The organism is Kocuria himachalensis (assembly GCF_054784195.1).
Genome location: NZ_BAAGPL010000008.1, coordinates 131,224 through 150,580, shown reverse-complemented (window position 1 = coordinate 150,580; position 19,357 = coordinate 131,224). Strand labels below are relative to the sequence as shown.

At 72.3% G+C, this 19,357-nt stretch carries 24 protein-coding genes and 1 tRNA gene; 15 read left to right on the top strand and 10 right to left on the bottom strand.

Going from position 1 to position 19,357, the window contains the following annotated elements; genetic code table 11:
- From ACYVM4_RS06285 to ACYVM4_RS06275, 3 genes are all read left to right on the top strand, one after another.
- A partial coding sequence (locus ACYVM4_RS06285; RefSeq protein ID WP_460667986.1) for a PfkB family carbohydrate kinase occupies positions 1-766 on the top strand: 766 nt, incomplete at its 5' end.
- The gene (locus tag ACYVM4_RS06280) at positions 756-1,769 is read left to right on the top strand and encodes a glycosyltransferase family 9 protein (protein ID WP_460667985.1); all 1,014 of its coding nucleotides are present in this window, start codon (positions 756-758) and stop codon (positions 1,767-1,769) included. The genes ACYVM4_RS06285 and ACYVM4_RS06280, both read left to right, overlap by 11 nt.
- 114 nt (positions 1,770-1,883) lie before the next feature.
- Positions 1,884-2,894, top strand: a complete 1,011-nt coding sequence (locus ACYVM4_RS06275) for a UDP-glucuronic acid decarboxylase family protein (RefSeq protein ID WP_368819780.1) — start codon at positions 1,884-1,886, stop codon at positions 2,892-2,894.
- A 145-nt stretch (positions 2,895-3,039) separates the two neighbouring features.
- Here the strand turns inward: ACYVM4_RS06275 and ACYVM4_RS06270 are convergent, their stop codons facing one another.
- Positions 3,040-3,972 carry a glycosyltransferase family 2 protein gene (locus ACYVM4_RS06270; RefSeq protein ID WP_460667984.1) on the bottom strand — a complete coding sequence of 311 codons (933 nt, stop codon included), beginning with the start codon at positions 3,970-3,972 and terminating at the stop codon, positions 3,040-3,042.
- On the bottom strand, positions 3,969-4,859 hold the full coding sequence (locus ACYVM4_RS06265) for a glycosyltransferase family 2 protein (RefSeq protein WP_460667983.1): 891 nt from the start codon (positions 4,857-4,859) through the stop codon (positions 3,969-3,971). The genes ACYVM4_RS06270 and ACYVM4_RS06265 overlap by 4 nt, the downstream gene beginning before the upstream one ends.
- 228 nt (positions 4,860-5,087) lie before the next feature.
- On the opposite strand from ACYVM4_RS06265, the gene ACYVM4_RS06260 reads away from it, so the two are divergent.
- From ACYVM4_RS06260 to ACYVM4_RS06250, 3 genes are read left to right on the top strand one after another with little or no spacing between them, the layout of a single operon-like run.
- Positions 5,088-6,752, top strand: a complete 1,665-nt coding sequence (locus ACYVM4_RS06260) for a circularly permuted type 2 ATP-grasp protein (RefSeq protein WP_460667982.1) — start codon at positions 5,088-5,090, stop codon at positions 6,750-6,752.
- On the top strand, positions 6,746-7,672 hold the full coding sequence (locus ACYVM4_RS06255; RefSeq protein ID WP_368819776.1) for an alpha-E domain-containing protein: 927 nt from the start codon (positions 6,746-6,748) through the stop codon (positions 7,670-7,672). The genes ACYVM4_RS06260 and ACYVM4_RS06255 overlap by 7 nt, the downstream gene beginning before the upstream one ends.
- Positions 7,669-8,523, top strand: coding sequence for a transglutaminase family protein (locus tag ACYVM4_RS06250; RefSeq protein ID WP_368819775.1), 855 nt, complete (start codon positions 7,669-7,671; stop codon positions 8,521-8,523). Before ACYVM4_RS06255 ends, ACYVM4_RS06250 begins: the two co-directional genes overlap by 4 nt.
- 58 nt (positions 8,524-8,581) lie before the next feature.
- On the opposite strand, the gene glgC is transcribed toward ACYVM4_RS06250, so the two are convergent.
- Complete coding sequence (glgC, locus tag ACYVM4_RS06245) at positions 8,582-9,826, bottom strand: glucose-1-phosphate adenylyltransferase (protein WP_368819774.1); 1,245 nt, start codon at positions 9,824-9,826, stop codon at positions 8,582-8,584.
- Between the two features lie 212 nt (positions 9,827-10,038).
- Here glgC and glgA point away from each other — a divergent pair, with 212 nt between their 5' ends.
- The 4 genes from glgA to ACYVM4_RS06225 all read left to right on the top strand — a co-directional run bounded on the left by glgA (position 10,039) and on the right by ACYVM4_RS06225 (position 12,706).
- The gene (gene glgA / locus ACYVM4_RS06240; RefSeq protein WP_368819773.1) at positions 10,039-11,232 is read left to right on the top strand and encodes a glycogen synthase; all 1,194 of its coding nucleotides are present in this window, start codon (positions 10,039-10,041) and stop codon (positions 11,230-11,232) included.
- A gap of 451 nt (positions 11,233-11,683) precedes the next feature.
- Positions 11,684-11,769 (top strand) — tRNA-Leu (locus tag ACYVM4_RS06235).
- Positions 11,770-11,856: 87 nt separating this feature from the next.
- Complete coding sequence (locus tag ACYVM4_RS06230) at positions 11,857-12,564, top strand: hypothetical protein (protein ID WP_460667981.1); 708 nt, start codon at positions 11,857-11,859, stop codon at positions 12,562-12,564.
- Positions 12,565-12,571: 7 nt separating this feature from the next.
- A complete protein-coding gene (locus ACYVM4_RS06225) occupies positions 12,572-12,706 on the top strand; it encodes a hypothetical protein (RefSeq protein ID WP_460667980.1) in 135 nt (44 codons plus the stop codon).
- A gap of 38 nt (positions 12,707-12,744) precedes the next feature.
- Here the strand turns inward: ACYVM4_RS06225 and ACYVM4_RS06220 are convergent, their stop codons facing one another.
- Together ACYVM4_RS06220 and ACYVM4_RS06215 are read right to left on the bottom strand one after the other, a co-directional pair.
- On the bottom strand, positions 12,745-12,873 hold the full coding sequence (locus tag ACYVM4_RS06220; RefSeq protein WP_368819770.1) for a hypothetical protein: 129 nt from the start codon (positions 12,871-12,873) through the stop codon (positions 12,745-12,747).
- Positions 12,870-13,391, bottom strand: coding sequence for a hypothetical protein (locus tag ACYVM4_RS06215; RefSeq protein ID WP_460667979.1), 522 nt, complete (start codon positions 13,389-13,391; stop codon positions 12,870-12,872). Before ACYVM4_RS06215 ends, ACYVM4_RS06220 begins: the two co-directional genes overlap by 4 nt.
- A gap of 142 nt (positions 13,392-13,533) precedes the next feature.
- Here ACYVM4_RS06215 and ACYVM4_RS06210 point away from each other — a divergent pair, with 142 nt between their 5' ends.
- Positions 13,534-14,139: a DUF805 domain-containing protein gene (locus tag ACYVM4_RS06210; protein WP_460667978.1), complete on the top strand. Its 606-nt coding sequence runs from the start codon at positions 13,534-13,536 to the stop codon at positions 14,137-14,139.
- Positions 14,140-14,194: 55 nt separating this feature from the next.
- Complete coding sequence (locus ACYVM4_RS06205) at positions 14,195-14,551, top strand: hypothetical protein (protein WP_368819767.1); 357 nt, start codon at positions 14,195-14,197, stop codon at positions 14,549-14,551.
- Here the strand turns inward: ACYVM4_RS06205 and ACYVM4_RS06200 are convergent.
- The 4 genes from ACYVM4_RS06200 to ACYVM4_RS06185 form a co-directional block, all read right to left on the bottom strand.
- Positions 14,500-14,976 (bottom strand): hypothetical protein, encoded by a 477-nt coding sequence (locus tag ACYVM4_RS06200; RefSeq protein ID WP_460667977.1) that lies wholly within the window; start codon positions 14,974-14,976, stop codon positions 14,500-14,502. The two genes, ACYVM4_RS06205 and ACYVM4_RS06200, sit on opposite strands and share 52 nt — an antisense overlap.
- Before the next feature lie 47 nt (positions 14,977-15,023).
- On the bottom strand, positions 15,024-15,686 hold the full coding sequence (locus tag ACYVM4_RS06195) for a pentapeptide repeat-containing protein (RefSeq protein WP_460667976.1): 663 nt from the start codon (positions 15,684-15,686) through the stop codon (positions 15,024-15,026).
- A gap of 48 nt (positions 15,687-15,734) precedes the next feature.
- Positions 15,735-15,887, bottom strand: coding sequence for a hypothetical protein (locus ACYVM4_RS06190; protein WP_460667975.1), 153 nt, complete (start codon positions 15,885-15,887; stop codon positions 15,735-15,737).
- Positions 15,888-16,019: 132 nt separating this feature from the next.
- Positions 16,020-16,616, bottom strand: a complete 597-nt coding sequence (locus ACYVM4_RS06185; protein ID WP_460667974.1) for a hypothetical protein — start codon at positions 16,614-16,616, stop codon at positions 16,020-16,022.
- A 117-nt stretch (positions 16,617-16,733) separates the two neighbouring features.
- On the opposite strand from ACYVM4_RS06185, the gene ACYVM4_RS06180 reads away from it, so the two are divergent.
- Entirely contained in the window at positions 16,734-16,907 is a 174-nt protein-coding gene (locus ACYVM4_RS06180; protein WP_460667973.1) for a hypothetical protein, read from the top strand.
- Positions 16,908-17,132: 225 nt separating this feature from the next.
- On the opposite strand, the gene ACYVM4_RS06175 is transcribed toward ACYVM4_RS06180, so the two are convergent.
- Positions 17,133-17,966 carry a hypothetical protein gene (locus ACYVM4_RS06175; RefSeq protein WP_368819760.1) on the bottom strand — a complete coding sequence of 278 codons (834 nt, stop codon included), beginning with the start codon at positions 17,964-17,966 and terminating at the stop codon, positions 17,133-17,135.
- Between the two features lie 199 nt (positions 17,967-18,165).
- On the opposite strand from ACYVM4_RS06175, the gene ACYVM4_RS06170 reads away from it, so the two are divergent.
- Positions 18,166-18,771: a hypothetical protein gene (locus ACYVM4_RS06170; protein ID WP_460667972.1), complete on the top strand. Its 606-nt coding sequence runs from the start codon at positions 18,166-18,168 to the stop codon at positions 18,769-18,771.
- 26 nt (positions 18,772-18,797) lie between these two features.
- Entirely contained in the window at positions 18,798-19,313 is a 516-nt protein-coding gene (locus ACYVM4_RS06165; RefSeq protein WP_460667971.1) for a hypothetical protein, read from the top strand.
- Positions 19,314-19,357: the final 44 nt, after the last annotated feature.

The following is a 19,357-nucleotide window of genomic DNA, read 5'->3' as shown; positions in this document are numbered from 1 at the left end:
GCTCGACTGGGCCGCCCGCGGCGTGGCCGTCACGGCCGGCGCGGACGGCGCGTACCTGGCCACGGCCACCGGCACCGAGCTGGTGCCCGCGGCGCCCGTGCAGAACACCGACCCCTGCGGGGCGGGGGACCGGTTCGCCTCCGCGGCGGCCCTCGCCCTGGGCGGCGGGACGCACGTGACGGCCGCCGTGGAGACCGCCGTCGAGGCCGCGGGCCAGTGGGTCGCGGCCGGTGGCGCCGCCACCTACCGCACCCGCCGCGCCGCCGGCGTCCACGCCCGGCCGGTCCTGCACCCCGGCGCCGAGCGGCTGCCCCGCGAGGTGCAGGAGCTGCTGAGCGAGGTGCGCGGCCGCGGCGGGACCGTGGTGGCCACCGGCGGCTGCTTCGACGTCCTGCACGCCGGCCACATCGCCTCCCTCGATTCCGCGCGCCGGCTCGGCGACGCCCTCGTCGTGCTGCTGAACTCGGACGACTCCGTGCGCCGGCTCAAGGGCCACGGCCGGCCCGTGGTCGGCGAGGCCGACCGCGCCCGCGTGCTGGGCGCCCTGCGCAGCGTCGACGCGGTCGTCCTCTTCGACGAGGACGATCCCCGCGCGGCCCTCAACCTGCTCCGCCCCGACGTGTGGGTCAAGGGCGGGGACTACACGCCCGAGCAGCTGCCCGAGGCCGTCGACGTCCGCGGCTGGGGCGGCCGCGTCACCGTGCTGCCCTACCTGTCGGGGCGCTCGACCACCGCGATCCTGCAGAAGGCCGGCCGTGAGCGCTGAGCCCGCCACCGCGGCCGTGGCAGGGACGGCTCCGGGCCGGTGGGCCGTGGACCCCGCGACGATCGGCCCGGGGGACGTGCTCGTGCTGCGGGCCCTCGGGCTCGGGGACGCCCTGACGGCCGTGGCCCCCCTGCGGGGCGTGCGCCGGATGCTGCCCGACCACCGGATCGTGCTCGTCGCGCCCGCGGGCGTGGGCGCCTGGCTCGCCGGGCTCGGCGTCGTCGACGGCGTGCTCCCGGTCCCCGGGCTCGTCCCGCTGCCGCCGACCCCCGGCGGGCACGTGGCCGTGAACCTGCACGGGCGCGGACCGCTCAGCCACGAGCTGCTGCTCGCGTCCCGCCCCGAGCGGCTCGTCGGCTTCGCCGCCCCGGAGGCCGGTCACGACGGCCCGCCGTGGCGCCAGGACGAGCACGAGGTGCGGCGCTGGTGCCGCCTGGTGGCCGACGCCGGGGGGCCGTGCGGCCCCGAGGACCTGCGCCTGCGCGACCACCGTCCCGCGCCCGGGGACGCCCCCGTGCTGATCCACCCCGGAGCCGCCTCCCCGGCGCGGCGCTGGCCCGCCGAGCGCTGGCGGGAGGTCGCCGCGGACCTGGCCGCGGACGGGCACCGGATCGTGGTGACCGGCTCCCCGGCCGAGGCCGATCTCGCCGCCGCCGTGGTGGCGGGGATCGACGCCGCGGAGAACCGGTGCGGCGCACTGGACCTGGACGGTCTGACCCGCACCGTCGGGGCGGCCGCCGCGGTGCTCAGCGCCGACACCGGCGTGGCCCACGTGGCCACCGCCCTGGCCGTGCGCTCCGTGGTGCTCTTCGGCCCCACGCCGCCGGCCTGGTGGGGGCCTGCCGTGGACCCCGACCTGCACACCGTGCTGTGGCACGGCGACCCGGCCGCGCGGGCGTGGGGCGACCCCCACGGCGACCGGCTCGACGAGAGGCTGGCCGCCGTCGGCCCGGCGGAGGTCCTGGCCGCGGCCCGGGCGCAGCTGGGCGCCTCCCGCACCTGACCCCGGCGGGCTCCCGGCCCCGAGCCGTCGGGGCCCGCCCACTGATCCCTGACCTGCGCCCCTGCCCTTCGATTCCTTTCCTTCGATCCCCGTCCTTCGATCCCGAGGAGCACCGTGAACCCCACGACCGACGCGACCACCACCGCGGGCACCACCCGTCCGATCCGCCGCGCCGTCGTGACCGGCGGGACCGGCTTCCTCGGCAGCCACCTGTGCACCGAGCTGCGCCGCCGGGAGGTGGAGGTGGTGTGCCTCGACAACTTCCTCACCGGCTCCGCGGCCAACATCGAGCACCTGGTGGGCGACCCCGGCTTCCGGCTCGTCCAGTGCGACGTCACCGACTACGTGCACGTGCCCGGGGACGTGGACCTCGTCCTGCACTTCGCGTCCCCGGCGTCCCCGATCGACTACCTCAAGCTGCCCATCCACACCCTGAAGGTCGGCTCGATCGGCACCCACCACGCCCTGGGCCTGGCCAAGGACAAGGGCGCGCGGTTCGTGCTGGCCTCCACCTCCGAGGTGTACGGCGACCCGCAGGTCCACCCGCAGCCCGAGAGCTACTGGGGTCACGTCAACCCGGTGGGCCCGCGCGGGGTCTACGACGAGGCCAAGCGCTTCGCGGAGGCCCTGACGGTCGCCTACCGCGCCGAGCACGGGGTGGACACGGCGATCGTCCGGATCTTCAACACCTTCGGCCCCCGGATGCGGCCCTTCGACGGCCGCGCGATCCCCACCTTCATCCGCCAGGCCCTCGCGGGGGAGCCGCTCACGGTGGCCGGGGACGGCGCCCAGACGCGCTCCGTCTGCTACGTCTCCGACCTCGTCCGCGGCATCCTGGCCCTGGCCGGCAGCGGCCACGGCGGTCCCATGAACATCGGCAACCCGCACGAGCTGTCCGTGCTGCAGATCGCCCGCGACGTCATCGCCGCGACGGGCTCAACCTCGGGGCTCGAGTTCGTGGAGCGTCCCGTCGACGACCCCATGGTGCGACGCCCCGACACCACGCTCGCGACCGAGGTCCTAGGCTGGGCCCCGGAGGTCCCGTGGGCGGAAGGGCTGGAGCGCACGGTCGAGTGGTTCCGGGAGGGGGCCGGTCTCCCGCAGGCCGCCGTGCGCGCCCGCTGACCGGCCCGCCCCGGGCAGCGCCGCTCCGCACCCGGGCGGTGACGGCTGCTCGGGCGACTCGGCCCGGGCCGGGACGGCGGCTCGGGCCACCCGACGCTCCGTCCACCGGGCGCTCCGTCCACCGGGCGCTCGGTGGACCGGGCGCTCAGCTCACGTAGCGGCGCGCGGCGCTGCTGCGCTGAGACTCCTCCAGCGCCAGGAACCGCCGCTCGACGTGCTCGGGAAGGGGCCGCCGCTCGCGCAGCACCCACGGCGCCCCGCGCAGGGCGTCGAGCAGGGCCAGGGCCGTGACACGGTCCCGCGGGGCGGCGCCGACCACGTCCCGGGTCCGGCGCAGGGCCGCGCGGAGCGGGCGGCGCAGCCAGATGAACCACAGCGTGTTGCGCAGCCCGTGGCGGCGGCGCAGGTGCGGGTCCCGGACGGTGGAGGCCTGGTGGTGGACCACGACGTCGGGCAGGTGCACGAGCTCCCAGCCCGCGGTCGCGAGGTCCGCGGCCAGCAGCTCCTCCTCGCCGCCGAGCCACAGCCGCTCGCTGAACCCGCCCACTTCGCGGAACGCCGTCCGGCGGACCACGGACGCCCCGGCCAGGAAGCTGCCGAGGGCAGGCCCGGGCATCCACTCGGGGCCCTCGACGGGCGAGTGCAGCAGCTCCGCGTTGATCGGGTCCTCCCGAGAACCGGGCTCCACGAGGATCCTGCCGGTGACCACCCCCAGCCGCGGGTGGGCCTCCAGCGCGTCGGCCGCCCGGCGCAGGGACCCGGGCTCCCACCAGGTGTCGTCGTCGCAGAAGGCCACGAACGGCATGTCCACGCGCTCCAGGGCGACATTGCGGCCCACGGCGCCGAGGTTGACGGGGCTCGCGACGAGCTCCGCCCAGGGGTGCCGCTCCCGGATCGCGTCCGCCGTGCCGTCCTCGGAGCCGTTGTCGACGACCACCACGTGCGGTCGTTCCGGGAGCTCCCGCAGCCGGGCCAGGGCCAGCAGGGCCTCGTCCCGGCGGTTGTAGGTGATCATCACGACCGCCACGCGCCCGTCGGGGCCCGTCGCGGGCGTGGGGGTGGGGTCGGTCTCGGTCACGGGCTCTCCTCCGGTGCGGCGGGGTCGGTCGGGGCGGGGCCGCGCAGCAGCGCGAGCGCGGCCTCCGTGGTCGGGGACACCCGGTGCCGGGCGCGCAGCGCGGCCGGGACGCGGGGGAGGGCGCCGAGCAGACCGCGGCGCCCCGTGCGGCCGCCGCGCAGGGCCCCCAGCAGCTCGTGCGCCACGACCCGCCGGGGCCGGCGCAGGATCGCGGTGAGCAGACGGCTGCGGACGAGCTCGGCCTGCCGGCGCTCGTCCGTGCCGCGCCGCGGCGAGGGGTGGTGGTGGGCGCGGATCTGCGGCACGTAGGACAGCCGCCACCCGGCGTCGAACAGGTCGAGGGCGAGGCGCTCCTCCTCGCCGGGGAAGCGCACGACGTCGTCGAAGCCGCCGGCCGCCAGGAACGCCGAGCGGCGCACGATCGCCCCGCAGCCCACGAAGCCGAGCAGGGCCGGGCCGGGGCACCCGGTCGGGATGCCCAGCGGGGACGCGGCCAGCACGGCGTTGAGCGGATCCGGGCGCTCCTCGGGGCCCACGGCGATGGACCCGGCGATCAGGCCGAGCCGGGGATGGGCGTCGAAGACGGCCGCGGCGCGGGAGAGCGCCCCGGGGGCCCACCACGAGTCGTCGTCGGCGAAGGCCACGTAGGGGGTGCGGGCGAGCCGGACGCCGACGGTCCGGGCCACGGCCCCCACGTTGCGGGGCAGCTCCACCACCTGCACGTGGGGGTGGGCGGCGCGCACCGCCTCGGCGGAGCCGTCCGTGGAGGCGTTGTCCACGACGACGACGGGCCCCTCGTGCCGGCCCAGGTGCGCCACGAGCTCCTCCCGGCGGTTGCGGGTGGCCACGACCACCGTGACGCGGCGCTGGGGGTCCCGGGCGTCCATCGTGTCCTTCCGTCGGGTCCTTCCGCGCCCCGGGGGCGGACGCGGCCGCGTGCCCGCCACCGGCGGACACGCCCTCCCATCGTAGGGGCACGTCCTCCCGCGGTCGGGCGCACGGCGCGTGACACAATCGGGAGGAGCCTCGGCCCCCGGGTTACCGCTGCGAAATACGGCCCGTCCATACTGCACGTACTGCCCGCCCCCACCCCGAAAGGCCTGTGATCGCCCGACATGTCCGACCTGTTCGAGAACTACGCCGCCGACATGGCCGTGGCGGCGGCCTACGACGAGATGTACACGGCGGACCGGCAGATCCGTCCCGGCTACGACCGCATCGGCGGGGTCCTCGACGACCTGTCGCTCAGCGACGTCAACACCCGCGCCGACTCCATGGCCCGCTCCTTCCTGGACCGGGGCGTGACCTTCGACTTCGCGGGGGAGGAGCGTCCCTTCCCGCTCGACATCGTGCCCCGGGTGATCACCGCCGGCGAGTGGGACGTCATCGAGCGCGGCGTGAAGCAGCGGGTCCGGGCCCTGGAGTGCTTCCTGGACGACGTCTACGGCGAGCAGCGGGTCGTGGCCGACGGGATCGTGCCGAAGGCGCTGATCACCTCCTCCGCCCACTTCCACCGGGGCGTGTGGGGCTTCCGGCCCGCTGGCGGCGTCCGGATCCACGTGGCGGGCATCGACGTGGTCCGGGACCAGCAGGGCGTGTTCCGGGTGCTCGAGGACAACGTGCGCGTGCCCTCCGGGGTCTCCTACGTCATCGAGAACCGGCGGGCCATGACCAAGGGCCTGCCGGAGGCCTTCATGTCCCAGCCGATCCGAGCCGTGGAGGCCTATCCCCGGCACCTCTACAAGGCGCTGCGCGCCACGGCCCCGGAGACGGCCGAGGACCCCACGGTGGTGGTCCTCACCCCGGGCGTGTTCAACTCCGCCTACTTCGAGCACACCCTGCTGGCCGGGCTCATGGGCGTGGAGCTCGTGGAGGGCCGGGACCTCGTGGTCCGCGGCGACAAGGTCTACATGCGGACCACCGACGGCGAGCAGCGCGTGGACGTGATCTACAAGCGGATCGACGACGAGTTCATCGACCCCCTGCACTTCCGCTCGGACTCCGCGCTGGGCTGCTCCGGGCTGGTCAACGCGGCCCGGGCCGGGAACGTCACCATCGCCAACGCGATCGGCAACGGCGTGGCCGACGACAAGCTCACCTACTCCTACGTCCCCGACCTCATCCGGTACTACCTCGACGAGGAGCCGGTGCTGCCCAACGTGGACACCTACCGGCTGGAGGAGGACGAGGCCCGGGCCTGGGTCCTGGAGCACCTGGACGAGCTGGTGGTCAAGCCCGTGGACGGGTCCGGCGGCAAGGGCCTGGTCATCGGCCCGCAGGCCAGCGCGGCGGAGCTCCAGGAGCTGCGGGCGAAGGTGCTCGCCGACCCGCGCGGGTGGATCGCCCAGCCGGTGCTGCAGCTGTCCACCGTGCCGACGTTCGCGGACGGGGAGTTCAGTCCCCGGCACGTGGACCTGCGGCCCTTCGCGGTCAACAGCGGCGACGACGTCTACGTCCTGCCCGGCGGGCTGACCCGCGTGGCCATGCAGAAGGGCTCGCTGATCGTCAACTCGTCCCAGGGCGGCGGCTCGAAGGACACCTGGGTGCTCGGCCAGCCGCAGACCCAGGACCTGGACCCCGGGCAGGCCCCGCCCCCGGACGTCGACTCCTCGGTGCACACGTGGCCGGTCTCCGCGTCCTGGCAGGACGAGGGCGACAGCGGCCAGCAGCAGCAGCAGCAGCAGGCCGCGTCCCGCCCGGGCGCCGTGACCACCACCTCCGTGACCACCACCGCGGACACCCCCGCGACGACCCGCACCGGAGAGGGGCCCACATGCTGAGCCGCATTGCCGAGTCCCTGTTCTGGATCGGCCGCTACGTCGAGCGGGCCGACGGGGTGGCGCGGATCCTCGACGTCCACCTGGAGCGCATCACCCAGCTGCCCGTGGGCGAGCAGGAGGCCGAGGTGCGCCGCATCATGGCGGTGATGGGCGTGGAGCCCGGGGACGGCGACTACAGCGTCCGGTCGATGATCCAGGAGCTCGCGTGGAACAGGGACTGCCTGACCTCCATCTCGGGCTCCCTGCACGCCGCCCGCGAGAACGCCCGCCGCGCCCGGGAGACCGTGTCCTCGGCCATGTGGGAGTCGCTCAACTCCACCTACTACGGTCTGGGCCAGCACCGCCGCGACGTCGTCGGCACCTTCCGCGTCTGCCACTGGACCATCGAGCGGATGGCGACCGTGCGCGGGCAGACCCAGATGACCATGTCCCACGACGAGTCCTGGATGTTCCTGTCCCTGGGCGCGGCGATCGAGCGGGCGGACATGACGTCCCGGCTGCTGTGGACCCGGTCCACGTCCACGTCCGGCATGTCGTGGGTGTCGATCCTGCACTGCGCCGGCGGCTACGAGGCCTTCCTGCGCACCCGGTACGGCACGTTCAGCGACGAGTCCGCGACCGAGTTCCTGCTCCTGGACCGGCTCTTCCCGCGCTCGATCCTGCACGCGCTCACCACGGCGGAGGAGATCCTCGTGGGCCTGGAGCCCGGTCTGCAGCGGGTCGGGTTCAAGGACGACGCCCGCCGCATCGTCGGCGAGGCGCGCACGGCCCTGGAGTTCCACCACGCGGAGGACCTCATCGCGGTGCTGCCCGAGCACCTGAACAACGTCCAGGCCGCGTGCGCGAGGGCGTCGGAGGCCGTGAGCACCAAGTACTTCTCGCACGCCGTCGAGGCGTCCTGGTTCGGAGGCATGCTGTGACCCGGCTCAAGATCGACCACGTCACCCGCTACGACTACAACGACAACGTCTCGAAGTCCTACAACGAGGCCCGGATGACGCCCCTGTCCGACGACGAGCAGATCGTGCTCGAGGCGGAGCTGACGCTGAGCCCGGGGACCGCCACGGTCAGCAACTACCGGGACTACTGGGGCACCCGCGTCGCGGCCTTCGACATCCAGGGCCGGCACCGGCACCTCGAGGTCCGCTCCTCGGCCACGGTGGAGGTGCACCGGCGGCCCGGCGACGAGGTCGCGGACGGGCTGAGCTGGGAGGAGCTGGCGACCCCCGAGGTCCTCGACGCGGTCTCCGACTTCGTGCCCCAGACCCCGCTCACCCGGCTCGGGCCCGAGCTGGAGAAGGTCGCCGAGGAGATCCGCAAGGAGACGGCCGATCCGGCCGCCGCGGCCGCCGCGATCTTCCAGGGCATCGCCTCGCACATGCAGTACGTGCCGGGGGTCACCGGGGTCCACACCGACGCGGAGGCCGCCTGGCGGGAGGCCAAGGGCGTGTGCCAGGACCTCGCGCACGTGGCCATCGGCATGATGCGGCACATCGGGATCCCCGCCCGCTACGTCTCCGGCTACCTGCACCCGGACTACGAGGCGGGCATCGGGGCGACCGTGCCGGGGGAGTCCCACGCGTGGGTGGAGTGGTGGAACGACCGCTGGTACGCCTACGACCCCACCAACCACACGCGGCTCACGGACTTCCACGTCACGGTGGCCCGGGGCCGCGACTACACCGACGTCACGCCGCTGAAGGGCATGGTCACCGGCGGCGGCGGCACCTCGGGACTCCAGGTCCAGGTCGAGGTCACGCAGACCGCATGACGACGGCGGGGCCGCCCACCGTCCCGGGTGGGCGGCCCCGCCGCGACGGGTGGAATGCCTAGCTCTCGAAGCGGAAGTTCTTCGGGGCGACCGTCAGCCCGGAGGGCGTCACCGTCAGGCCCCGGGCGCGGTCCTGCTCCGCGTCCACGCCGACCTTCACGCCCGGGGGCACCACCACGTTCTTGTCGAGGATGCACCGGTCGACCACGGCCCCCTCGCCGATCTGCACGTTGGGCAGCAGGATCGACTGGTTGACGGTGGCGTCGTTGTTGACCAGCACCTTGGGGGAGAGGACCGACTCAGTCACACGCCCGCCGGTGACCAGGACGCCGCGCGAGAGGATCGAGTCCGTCGCGATGCCGCCCTCCCCGTGCGGACCGCGCACGAGCTTCGCCGGCGGGGCCTGCATCTCGTTGGTGTAGAGCGGCCACGCGTAGTTGTACAGGTTGAACACCGGCAGCGGGCGGATCAGGTCCATGTGGGAGTCGTAGTACGAGTCCAGGGTGCCGACGTCGCGCCAGTACTGCCGGTCACGGTCCGTGGAGCCCGGGACGTCGTTGTTCGTGAAGTCGTAGACGGCGGCCTCGCCGCGGTCCGCGAACCACGGCATGATGTCCCCGCCCATGTCGTGGCTCGTGTCCTCCTTCGCCTCGTCGGCCCGGAGGGCCTCGACGAGCGCGTCCGTGTCGAACACGTAGTTGCCCATCGAGGCGAAGAAGGCGTTGGGGTCGTCCGGCAGGGGAGCCGTGCTCTCGGGCTTCTCCACGAAGCGGGTGATCTTCGTGACGTCCTGCGGGTCCGTCTCGATCACGCCGAAGGACGTCACCATCTCCATCGGCTGGCGCACGCCCGCCACGGTGGCGCGGGCCCCGGACCGCACGTGGAAGTCCACCATGTCGGAGAAGTCCATCCGGTACACGTGGTCCGCGCCGACCACGACCACGATGTCCGGCTTCTCGTCGTCGATGAGGTTCATCGACTGGAAGATGGCGTTGGCGGAGCCCAGGAACCACTCCTTGCCGCGCCGCTGCTGGGCCGGCACGGTGACCACGTAGTTGCCCAGCTGGGCGGAGAGGCGCCAGGTCTGGGTGACGTGCTGGTCCAGGGAGTGCGACTTGTACTGCGTGAGCACCACGACCTGGAGATAGCCGGAGTTCACGATGTTGGACAGCGCGAAGTCGATCAGCCGGTAGCCGCCCGCGAAGGGCACCGCGGGCTTGGCGCGGTCCTCGGTGAGCGGCATCAGGCGCTTGCCCTCGCCTCCGGCCAGGACGATCGCGAGAACCTTCTTACGGTGGGGCATGGGAACCTCTCTGACATCTTCGGCAATCGGGCGCAACAACTCCGCCTCGCGGTGCGGAACCACTCGACAGGCGCCTTCATTGTGTCTTAACAGCCGCGAAGGCGAGTGACCGACCGCACAGGAGTCCGGATGTGTCTCCCGGAGCGGCGCGCACGGCCCCCGGTGGGCGTCTTCCCGTGGCGCCGTGCCGATCCTGCAGTACGCTCGGAACCGTGCGAGTAGATATCTTGTCCAAGGAATTCCCGCCCGAGATCTACGGCGGCGCCGGAGTCCACGTGTCCGAGCTCTCGCGGGTCCTGGCCCCGCTCGTCGACCTGAGGGTGCGGTGCTTCGGTGCTCCGCGAGAACCCCGGGTCAACGGCGTCGAGGTGCAGGCCTACCCCGTGCCCGCGGACCTGGCCGGCGCCAACGCCGCGATCCAGACGCTGGGGGTGGACCTGGCCATGATCGAAGACATCGCCGGCGCCGACCTGGTGCACTCCCACACCTGGTACGCCAACATGGGCGGGCACCTCGCGTCGCTGATGTACGGCATCCCGCACGTCCTCTCCGCGCACTCCCTCGAGCCCCTGCGCCCGTGGAAGGCCGAGCAGCTCGGTGGCGGGTACGCGGTCTCCTCCTTCGTGGAGAAGACCGCCTACGAGGCGGCCGCGGCGATCGTCGCCGTCTCCGACGGGATGCGCCAGGACATCCTCCGGTCCTATCCGGACGTCGACCCCGACCGGGTCCGGACGGTGCACAACGGCATCGACGTCAGCCAGTGGGTGCCCGACGAGGGCACCGACGTGCTCGAGTCCTACGGCATCGACCCGGCCAAGCCCTCCGTGGCGTTCGTGGGCCGTGTCACCCGGCAGAAGGGCGTGCCGTTCCTGCTGCGCGCCGCGGCCCGGCTGCCCGAGGACGTCCAGCTCGTGCTGTGCGCCGGCGCCGCCGACACCCCGGAGCTCGGAGCCGAGGTCAACGCGCTCATCGACGAACTGAAGGCCACCCGGTCCGGGGTGGTGCTCATCGAGAAGATGCTGCCCCGCCGTGAGATCGTCCAGATCCTCTCCGGCGCCACGGCCTTCGCCTGCCCGTCCGTGTACGAGCCGCTCGGGATCGTCAACCTCGAGGCCATGGCCTGCGGCACCGCCGTGGTGGCCTCGGCCACGGGCGGTATTCCCGAGGTCGTCGTGGACGGGGAGACCGGCCGGCTGGTCGCCATCGAGCAGGCCCAGGACGGCACCGGCACGCCGCTCGACCCCGAGAAGTTCGTCGCCGACTTCGCCGCCGCGCTGACCGAGGTGGTCTCCGACCCGGTGCGCGCCCGGGAGATGGGTGCGGCCGGTCGGCGGCGCGCCGAGGAGCACTTCGCCTGGGAGTCCATCGCCGAGCGGACCCTGGAGGTCTACCGCTCCGTCCTGTGAATCCCGCCTGTGAATCCCGGCGGCGCCGGCGGCCCGAGGTCGTCGGTGCCGCGCGGGAGAGGCGGCGGCCACCGTGGGCCCGTGGGAGCACGGGTCGGCGGCGGCCGCCGCCGGCACAGGTGAGGGGGGTCCCCGGCCACCTCGAGAGCCCATGGCGCCGGTGGGGACGGGGGCACCCCGGCAGCGCCAACGCGGCTCTCGAAGGAGCATCGTCCCAGGTCAGCTGGGGAATCCAGGAGATGCTCTGCTCCTATTGAACCGCATTCCGGAACCCCGTGGAAGTGGTAAGCGCCCTTACCGACGAGTTTTCATCCAATCTTCTGTCGGCGTCCCAGCTACCTCCGGGGCAGCGGCGCCGATGTGAACGGCGGGCGTGCATGTGGTACCTTATTTTCTGTTGCGTTCAGGAAGGGCGGCCGGAAACGGCACGACGTTCTCCTTGGATCCACTCGCGCGGGTGGCGGAATAGGCAGACGCGCTAGCTTGAGGTGCTAGTCCTCGTATTAGAGGGTGGGGGTTCAAGTCCCCCCTCGCGCACAGGAAACGGCCTGGTCAGGCCGGAGACGGGAGCCCCGCCGTCGACAGGAGAACAGATCCTGTCGACGGCGGGGCTCTGTCGTGTGCATGGCCGGCATCGGAGCGCGTGCGCACCAGAATGGTTCGTTGACCGGGGCGGTGCCGTGGCGCGATCCGGACACCGGCAAGCAGACCTCACGCACCGTCGACGACCAGCGCGAGGCCGTGATGCTCGAGGACTTCCTCGATGCCCACGGCAGTTCCTTCCGTCTGGCCGGCCGGTCCGCCGCCGAGCTCCGTTCCCGAACCCCGAAGCTCGCCGATGTCGTCACGGGCCACATCCAGGCATTGACGGGCGTGGAATCCGGCACGCGGGCCACGTACGAGCGTATGGCCGCCAAGCACATCCTTCCCAGCCTGGGCGCCCGACCAGTGGACAAAAGCACGCGCGCCGACTTCGCCCTCTCCGCACACTTGGATCCCATGAGGACTCTCGCCCCAGCCGCCACCGTGCCGTTCTCGTCCCACCCCGTTGCCCTGGACCCGTGCGCCGGGCCCGGCGGCTGGGACGAGAGGGCGCGGATCCTGGTCCCGGAGGACCACATCGTCGGAGTGGAGCTCGACGCGAATGCCACGACCACTGCGGAGCGCGTCGATCTCCACGGCAAAGGACATCGTGATTCGATCGAGTGTCATCCCGGGCAGGGACGCCGGATCGCGTCCGCGGATGTTGCCGAGCACTCGGGCGGTGATCCAGTCGTCCAGCAGCGGCCCGTGTGTGCCCAGCGCGTGGCCGGCACCGTCGGTGGTCGCTGAGGACGGGATGTCCGTGGCCGGTCCGGTGGACATGCGGTACCCCGGGTCGATCGTCGTCGAGCACACCGACTCGGCCCTGACCGCCGACGAGCGGGAGCAGATCCTTGAGAGCGTGGCTGCCAATCATGACTCCGGATGCTGAGCCGCCGCAGGATGGACACGGCGCCGCCCCCCCCCGGGTCACAGCCCGAGGAACCGGAGCAGCAGCGGCAGCGTCACGGTGCGGACGACCGCCCACAGCCCCGTCATCGCGGCGACCGCCGGCACCGGTGTCTCCGGTCTGGGCGGCAGGCTCACGTCAGGGCTCATCGCGCGACACTTCGGGTGGGCGCGTCGATCTCCACGGCGAAGGTCATCTCGAGCCGGTCATGCTCGACACCGGGCAGGGACGCGAGATCAGGCCCGTGGAGGTTGCCGAGCATCTGGGCCGCGGTCCGGTCGTCCAGCAGCGGCCCGTCGGCGCCCAACGAGCGGCCGGCGCCGTCGGTGATCTCGGCCAGGGAGATCTCGTCCTCGACGTCGTCGCAGAAGAACACCAGCCGGGCGGCGTCCGGATGCCGGATGCGGACCCGGAGCACCAGCTCCTCCAGCGCGGCGGCGGTGAGCTCGTGGCGGGCGTACTGGAAGTTGCGGCGGGCGGACTCGAACCGCGGGGTGGAGGTGGTCGGGCCCTGCAGGTCTGGGGGAGAGGCGGGGGGAATCCTCATGGTGTCGAGGCTACCGCTGGGGCCCGACAATCCTTTCTCAGGGCCCCGGCGGTCGTAGGTGAGCGTGCAGACCGCGTCCGGGTGGGACAGGTCCATCGCGCGCAGGACGCCTACGGTCATCGGCGTGGTCATTCCGGCGCTCAGCGGCGCCCTGTCGTTGGTCGAGGTGCTCGTGGACCCCATGTGTGCGGCAGTGCCGACTGGGGCAGAGCCTTGACACATAGGATGTGTGCTGAAGCGAACAACTTGCGAAGGGGACCACTTGAGCACCAACGATCCGCACGGCGGCCCGCAGTACCAGTCGGCCGGCAGCCAGCCGACCGGACCCGAGCAGCAGCCGGCCTACGGGGGCGAGCAGAGCTACGCCGGCGGGCCGAACGGCTACGGCTACCAGCAGCAGCAGGGATACCCGCAGTCGGGGTACCACCAGACCGGCCCCTACGGGTACCAGCAGACCATGCAGCGCGCCGGCACCCAGCCCGGGGTTCATGTCGGCTTCGGCGAGGCGATCAAGCGCTTCTTCGCGAAGTACGCCCAGTTCTCCGGGCGCGCCAGCCGCTCCGAGTACTGGTGGGTCGCCCTGTTCTTCTTCTTGGTCTCCTTCGTGCTGAACACGCTCGTCACCGCGGTCGGCACCGACTCCTTCGGGGAGCTCAACGGCCTCGGCGTCGTGCTGTCACTGGTGCTCTTCGTCTTCGCGCTCGGCACTCTGGTCCCGTCGCTGGCGGTCGCCGTCCGGCGCCTGCACGACGTGAACCTCTCCGGGTGGATGCTGCTGATCGGGCTGATCCCCTTCGTCGGATGGATCGTCCTCATCGTCCTCACAGTCCTGCCGCCGAAGCCGGAAGGTGCTCGGTTCGACCGGTGACGTGAACGCGCCCCGGGCTCTGCGGGCCGCTGATCCATGACGGGTCAGCGGTCCGGTGACCGGCGCCGTGCGCTCCGCCCGGGCGTTGCACTACGCCTTCGACGAGGACCCGAACCCCGGCGAGCTCACCGTGCGACCCAGCAGCGACGTGACTGTGGAGCTCGACGCCGTCCCCGGCGCCGGGACGCAGCTGCCGGGGTGCACGCGCGAGCATCAGGTGCTGGCCTACCGGGTGGAGTTGGAGATCGCCGACGTCGCGGAGCTGCCGACCTACGTCAGCGACGAGTATGCCGCGCTCACTCCGGTCATCGGATCGTCGACCGGTGCGGCCGGCCGAGCGCCGTGTTGCCTCGCACCGGGCTATTCGGGCGCTGTCGTGGGGGAGGCGGACACACCCCAGAAGAGTTCGTGACCATCGGCTTCAGCCGCCACCGTGACCGTTTCCGGCATCGCGTCCTCGGAGGTTCCGAAGCGCAGCGTCGTGGTCACCGGTGAGCCGCCGCAGTCCCCTTCGCCGTAGGCCCCATGCTCGCCGCTCAGCCTGATCTGACCGGAGGAGCGTTGGGTGCCAGTCCCCGGGTCGGTGGCTGCGCACGCCATGGTGACCGCGTACCACCCGGGCTCCACGTCGGAGGTCGAACCGGTGGCGCGACTGCCGTCGGCGCCGGTGCTGCCGGCCATGGAGAAGCCTCCCTCGGCAGGAATGGGAAGCGTGTCGGCGGCCCAGGCTGCGAGACCGTCGACCGGGTCCGATGGGGACTCCGGTGACTGGCCGCAGGCGGTGACCGCCAGCAGCACGGCGATGGCGGTCAGGGCTGCGGGCGTACGGCTCGTCATGTCCGCCACCCTAGTGCGCGTGCCGCCGGATCAGCCCGGAGGCTCGCTCAGCGCCCGACGTCGATGCCCAGGTGTGCGGCCATCGCCGGCGCCAGCTGCTGCAGCTGGAAGTCGTTGATCGTCGCTCCGCGCAGGTGGCCCAGCCCGGTGATCTCCGGCAGGTCCACCGCGCGCAGGTCGACGTCGGCCAGGGTGGCCCCGGAGACGTCGAGGGTACCCACCTCGGTGTCGTCGAAGGAGACCCGCTGCACCTGGGCGCCGGTGAGGTCGAGCTCGCCGATGACGCAGCCGGTGAACTGCACGTCGCGCACGCTCGCTCCGCGCAGGCTCACGTACCCGATCTTGGCGTTGCGGACGTGGACGGAGTTCCAGGAGCCTTCGATGCACTGCAGCACCCCGAGGCGGGAGTCCTCGAGCACCACGCCGCGCAGCTCGATGTAGGCGGCCGAGACGGTGGGGATGTCCAGGTGGTGCAGGCACGAGTCGGTGATGTGGGCGCTGGTGAGCTCCAGCTCGTGAACGTTCAGCGCGGAGAGCGAGCAGTCCGTGAAGCCGACGTTGGTCAGGTCCATCCCGGTGAGGTCGTCGTCGGTGAAGGTGAGCGCTTCGTAGGTGCCGTGGGCGCGTAGGACGGACGGGTCGCCGGCGGTGAGCTCGGGCAGGCGGAGGGCGCGCAGCTTCGGGGGAGTGGGGGTGTCGCGTCGTGGCATGGCCTCCACGTTAGCCGCGGGCGCTGACCGGGGGTGGTGGCCGGGTCGTCAGCCGGTGCGGTCGGCGGTGTGCAGGGCGTGCAGGTAGACCCAGGCTCGGGGAGCCCGGATGGCGTCGATCCCGGTGAGGATCACTGAGACACCCAGTGAAGCCACCCACGGGAGGACCGGGGCGGCCAGTGCGCTGAGTGCGACACCCACGACCATGGCGATACCTACCACCAGTCCTTCGATGTTCTGGCAAACGACGACACCGACCGCGACCCGCACCTCGGGGTGCTCGGCAGTGACCCGGTCTTCGCGACCGCCGCGAACGCCGGCTTCCGCTGCGCCTCACCGATCCGCTGGTCGAACCGGGGGCGAGGAGCCTTGGCCCATGGCATTGATGCCACCGGATGACGTCGGCCGGCCCGTGGAGTGCGTGGCTTGCAGGTAGGCCCAGCCGTGGCGGGCTTGACGGCCCGCGACCAAGGCGGCGGCAGTGCAGAGCCCTGCGAGCACCAGCCACAACCACACCGCACGATCAGCCCAGGTGATGGTCGCACCGACGGCAGCGGCGCCGACCAGCACGGTCTTCTCGACCTGCCAGCAGGCCAGGGCCGCCGCTGCCTGGGCGGGAGATCTCGGGGGAAGTAGACCGCTCTCAGCGGCAACCGCCAGGTCCCACTTCAGCGGTTCCAGCTCGGTGACCGGTGACAGATATGGCCGAGGCGCCTTCGTGAGTCGATGGAGAAGGAGGGCGGCTGGAACGAGCAGTCCGGGCAGGAGCAAGAACCAGTCGGACCGTGCGTTGCCCTGCTCGTCCAGGCCCCACAGGGCCAACCCCGGAATACCGACGGCCAGCATGAGCGCAGCAGGAAGCGTGCGCACCAGCACCAGCCCAGGACTCGGTACGGGCACCTCGTCGGCGCGCTGCGCAGTCTCGTCCATGGTGCTGACGCTACCGGCCGGCGCCGGTGCACCGCTCGGAGCACAAGAGGGGAACGACGAGTCGGGTGCAGGCCTGCCAGGATGCGAGCACAGCGATAGCGGGCAGAGGAGCCGTCCGTGCCGAGGCGGATCGAATGGCTGATCGCCGTGCTGGCAGCGGTCACGCTGCTCGGCGGCAACGTGTTCCTGCTCCGGGGCAGCTGGGGCGGCTGGGTGATGCTGGCCGGATCGGTGTCGCTCGTGGTGATGCTGGCGTTGGTCATCCGTCAGAGACGAAGGGACAACCCGTGAGCACGAGTGGTCCACGGCATCGTGGGGAGCGAACCTCGGAGCAGCGAGAACGCGAGCGGGAGATCGTGCTCTGGGCGATCTTCCTCGTGGGCGCCGGGGTGTACCTCGTTCTGCTCTCCACGGTGTGGGACCGGGGCGCGACCGCGCTCGGGATTCTCCTGTGCGGGATCATCGGGATGTGGATCGAGAGGTGGCGGGGCCGGCGCGGTCGGACACGCCGGTAGCTCAGCGCGGCAGGTGGCGTTGGAGCCACATCGTGCACCAGAGCTTCAGCCGCAGCTCGTCCCATTCCTGGACGTTCACGATCAGGGCGGCGTCCCCGTAGCGGTGGACCGATTCGACGCCGTCGCGGTCGCACAGCTGCTCGATCAGCTCATCCACGACCTTCGGGTGCTGGGCCGGGATGTCCTCGCGGAGGCCGACGTCGAAGCAGTCGAGCTCGGCGACGACCGTGACCAGCGGCTCCTCGATGGCCGCAGCCTCCGGGCCTTCCCCGTGCAGAGCGTCGATGGTGCGCTGGGTGTGCAGGCGCATCTCGGTCCCGCTCATCGGGGAGCGGCCGTGGGCCGACTGGTAGACGCTGTAGAGCGGGATGGCCGGCAGGAAGATCTGGTGGTGCTCGGTGGCCAGTACGGGGTAGTTGTGCAGCGGGTGGTCGGCGATGAGGTGTTCGCCGACCCGCCAGGAAGCACGGGGTGCCGCGGCGGAGATGATCAGCTCGAGGTAGGAGGCGAAGCCGTCGACGAAAGCGATCGTGGCCGCCGACGGGTGCGGGTCCACGAGCTTGCAGCGCCGGGCCCAGCTGGGCCAAGAGTCCCGGGTCGGATCCTCGGCGAGCGCGTCCGGGGCCACGCCGAGCTCTGTCGCCCGGGTGCTGATCCAGGCCCACAACGGGGACGCGGAGTAGACCGATCCGTCGAGCATCTCGTCGGGTTCCAGGCCGTGGCCGGCCAGCGTTTCACGCAGCCGTTGCAGCGCCGGAGCCCGTTCCGCCAGGTAGTCATCGAGTGCGTCGGCGGCTTGGCGGGCGTCCATCGACTCGTACAGCAGATCCCCCATGGGGGTGACTCTACTGCCGGTCCGGTGGCGCGGGTGGTGGGCGGCCGACGGCGGCCGCGCAACGTGCTGAGGACCTCTGTTCCGGGCGCCCGGCTGCGTGTTCGGCCATGGACGAGGTCTGCACACATGGTGTGCATGAGCAGCCTTCGCATGAGCGCCACCGAGAGCCTCGAGCAGCTGCGGGACGTCGTCGCAGCACATGAGCGGCCGCCGTCGCACCGCACCGGGCACCAGCGTGGAGCGGGAGCAGGCGTTGTGGGAGTGGGCGAAGGAGCAGCAGGATCCATCCACACTCGCGAGGATTGCCGCTGCCCGCACGCAGTGCCGGGTGGCGACCTCCGGGGCGAACTACCAGGAGAAGCCGGCGGAGCCGGAGCAGTTCGTCAAGACCTGCCGGCGCCCGCCCTCGCCCGAGGCGAAGGACCGGCACGAGAGGTCGCTGGCGACCTGGGCGCGGGCCACCGTCGCCTCCAAGTCCTGCCTGGCGCGCGAGATCGAGCTGATCTACCGGGCCCACCGGGCCGACCAGCACCACGCGCAGCGGATCGCCGCCGGGAGGCTCAACGGGCTGGTGGCGTTCATCGCCACCACCGGCCGGGCCCCGGGGGTCGCCTCGCCCCACGAGCGGGAGGTCACCCTGTCCAAGTGGGCGGTCGAGTACTTCAAGAACCCCGAGCGGACCTGTGCCGCGCAGCGCTCCAAGGTCCTCGCCACGGTCGGCCAGAGGCAGGCCCGGTGTCTCCCCGAGGGAGCGCCGGGTCCACCCCTCACCGGCGACGAGCGGCGGCCTACCGCGACTTCGTGACCAGCCACGGGCACCACCCGCGGCTGGTGACCGATTCTGCCGCCGAGGCTTCACTGGTCCGGTGGCTGGTGCGCTTGGAGACCTCCGGCAAGGTGCCGGTGATCGGGGAGCAAGTACGCGGTCTCGTGCTGCCGGCCCAGGCGCGGACCGAGCGGTCGGTGACGGTGGACGTGGGCCGGTTCGGTGACCAGTCCTTGCGGGTGCCGTTGCGGTGTTCCCAGGACGCCCGGGATCGGATGCTCGCCACGTGGCGGGCCGACGTGCTGGCCGATCTCGATTCCCGCAACCAGACCGTGCTGGCGGGGCCGCCCGAGCGGATCACCGGCCGCGGCCACGAGGTCGCCCTGGTGCAGATGCTCGAGCACTGGGCGGCCACCGGCAAGATCGTCGACAACCGCTTCTACGTAGCCCTGTACGGGGCGTTGCGGCGGGCCAGGGCTGCGGAGGCCGACGAGTCCCTGGCGGTGCTCGGGCAACGGCTGCTGGCCGACCTGGAGGGCGTACCACGTCCGGTGCGCACCCGGGCGCCGGTGGTCGTGTGAGAGACCTTCCGCCTGCGCCGGAGACGGTCATCCGCGTGTGCTGC

Excerpts from the sequence above, each read along its gene's own strand:
- ACYVM4_RS06265 (WP_460667983.1), bottom strand. The coding sequence starts at position 4,859 with ATGGACGCCCGGGACCCCCAGCGCCGCGTCACGGTGGTCGTGGCCACC.
- ACYVM4_RS06260 (WP_460667982.1), top strand. The coding sequence starts at position 5,088 with ATGTCCGACCTGTTCGAGAACTACGCCGCCGACATGGCCGTGGCGGCG.
- ACYVM4_RS06255 (WP_368819776.1), top strand. The coding sequence starts at position 6,746 with ATGCTGAGCCGCATTGCCGAGTCCCTGTTCTGGATCGGCCGCTACGTC.
- glgC (WP_368819774.1), bottom strand. The coding sequence starts at position 9,826 with ATGCCCCACCGTAAGAAGGTTCTCGCGATCGTCCTGGCCGGAGGCGAG.
- ACYVM4_RS06230 (WP_460667981.1), top strand. The coding sequence starts at position 11,857 with ATGGCCGGCATCGGAGCGCGTGCGCACCAGAATGGTTCGTTGACCGGG.
- ACYVM4_RS06225 (WP_460667980.1), top strand. The coding sequence starts at position 12,572 with ATGTCCGTGGCCGGTCCGGTGGACATGCGGTACCCCGGGTCGATCGTC.
- ACYVM4_RS06220 (WP_368819770.1), bottom strand. The coding sequence starts at position 12,873 with ATGAGCCCTGACGTGAGCCTGCCGCCCAGACCGGAGACACCGGTGCCG.
- ACYVM4_RS06215 (WP_460667979.1), bottom strand. The coding sequence starts at position 13,391 with ATGACCGTAGGCGTCCTGCGCGCGATGGACCTGTCCCACCCGGACGCG.
- ACYVM4_RS06200 (WP_460667977.1), bottom strand. The coding sequence starts at position 14,976 with ATGACGAGCCGTACGCCCGCAGCCCTGACCGCCATCGCCGTGCTGCTG.
- ACYVM4_RS06195 (WP_460667976.1), bottom strand. The coding sequence starts at position 15,686 with ATGCCACGACGCGACACCCCCACTCCCCCGAAGCTGCGCGCCCTCCGC.
- ACYVM4_RS06185 (WP_460667974.1), bottom strand. The coding sequence starts at position 16,616 with ATGGACGAGACTGCGCAGCGCGCCGACGAGGTGCCCGTACCGAGTCCT.
- ACYVM4_RS06175 (WP_368819760.1), bottom strand. The coding sequence starts at position 17,966 with ATGGGGGATCTGCTGTACGAGTCGATGGACGCCCGCCAAGCCGCCGAC.
- ACYVM4_RS06170 (WP_460667972.1), top strand. The coding sequence starts at position 18,166 with ATGAGCGGCCGCCGTCGCACCGCACCGGGCACCAGCGTGGAGCGGGAG.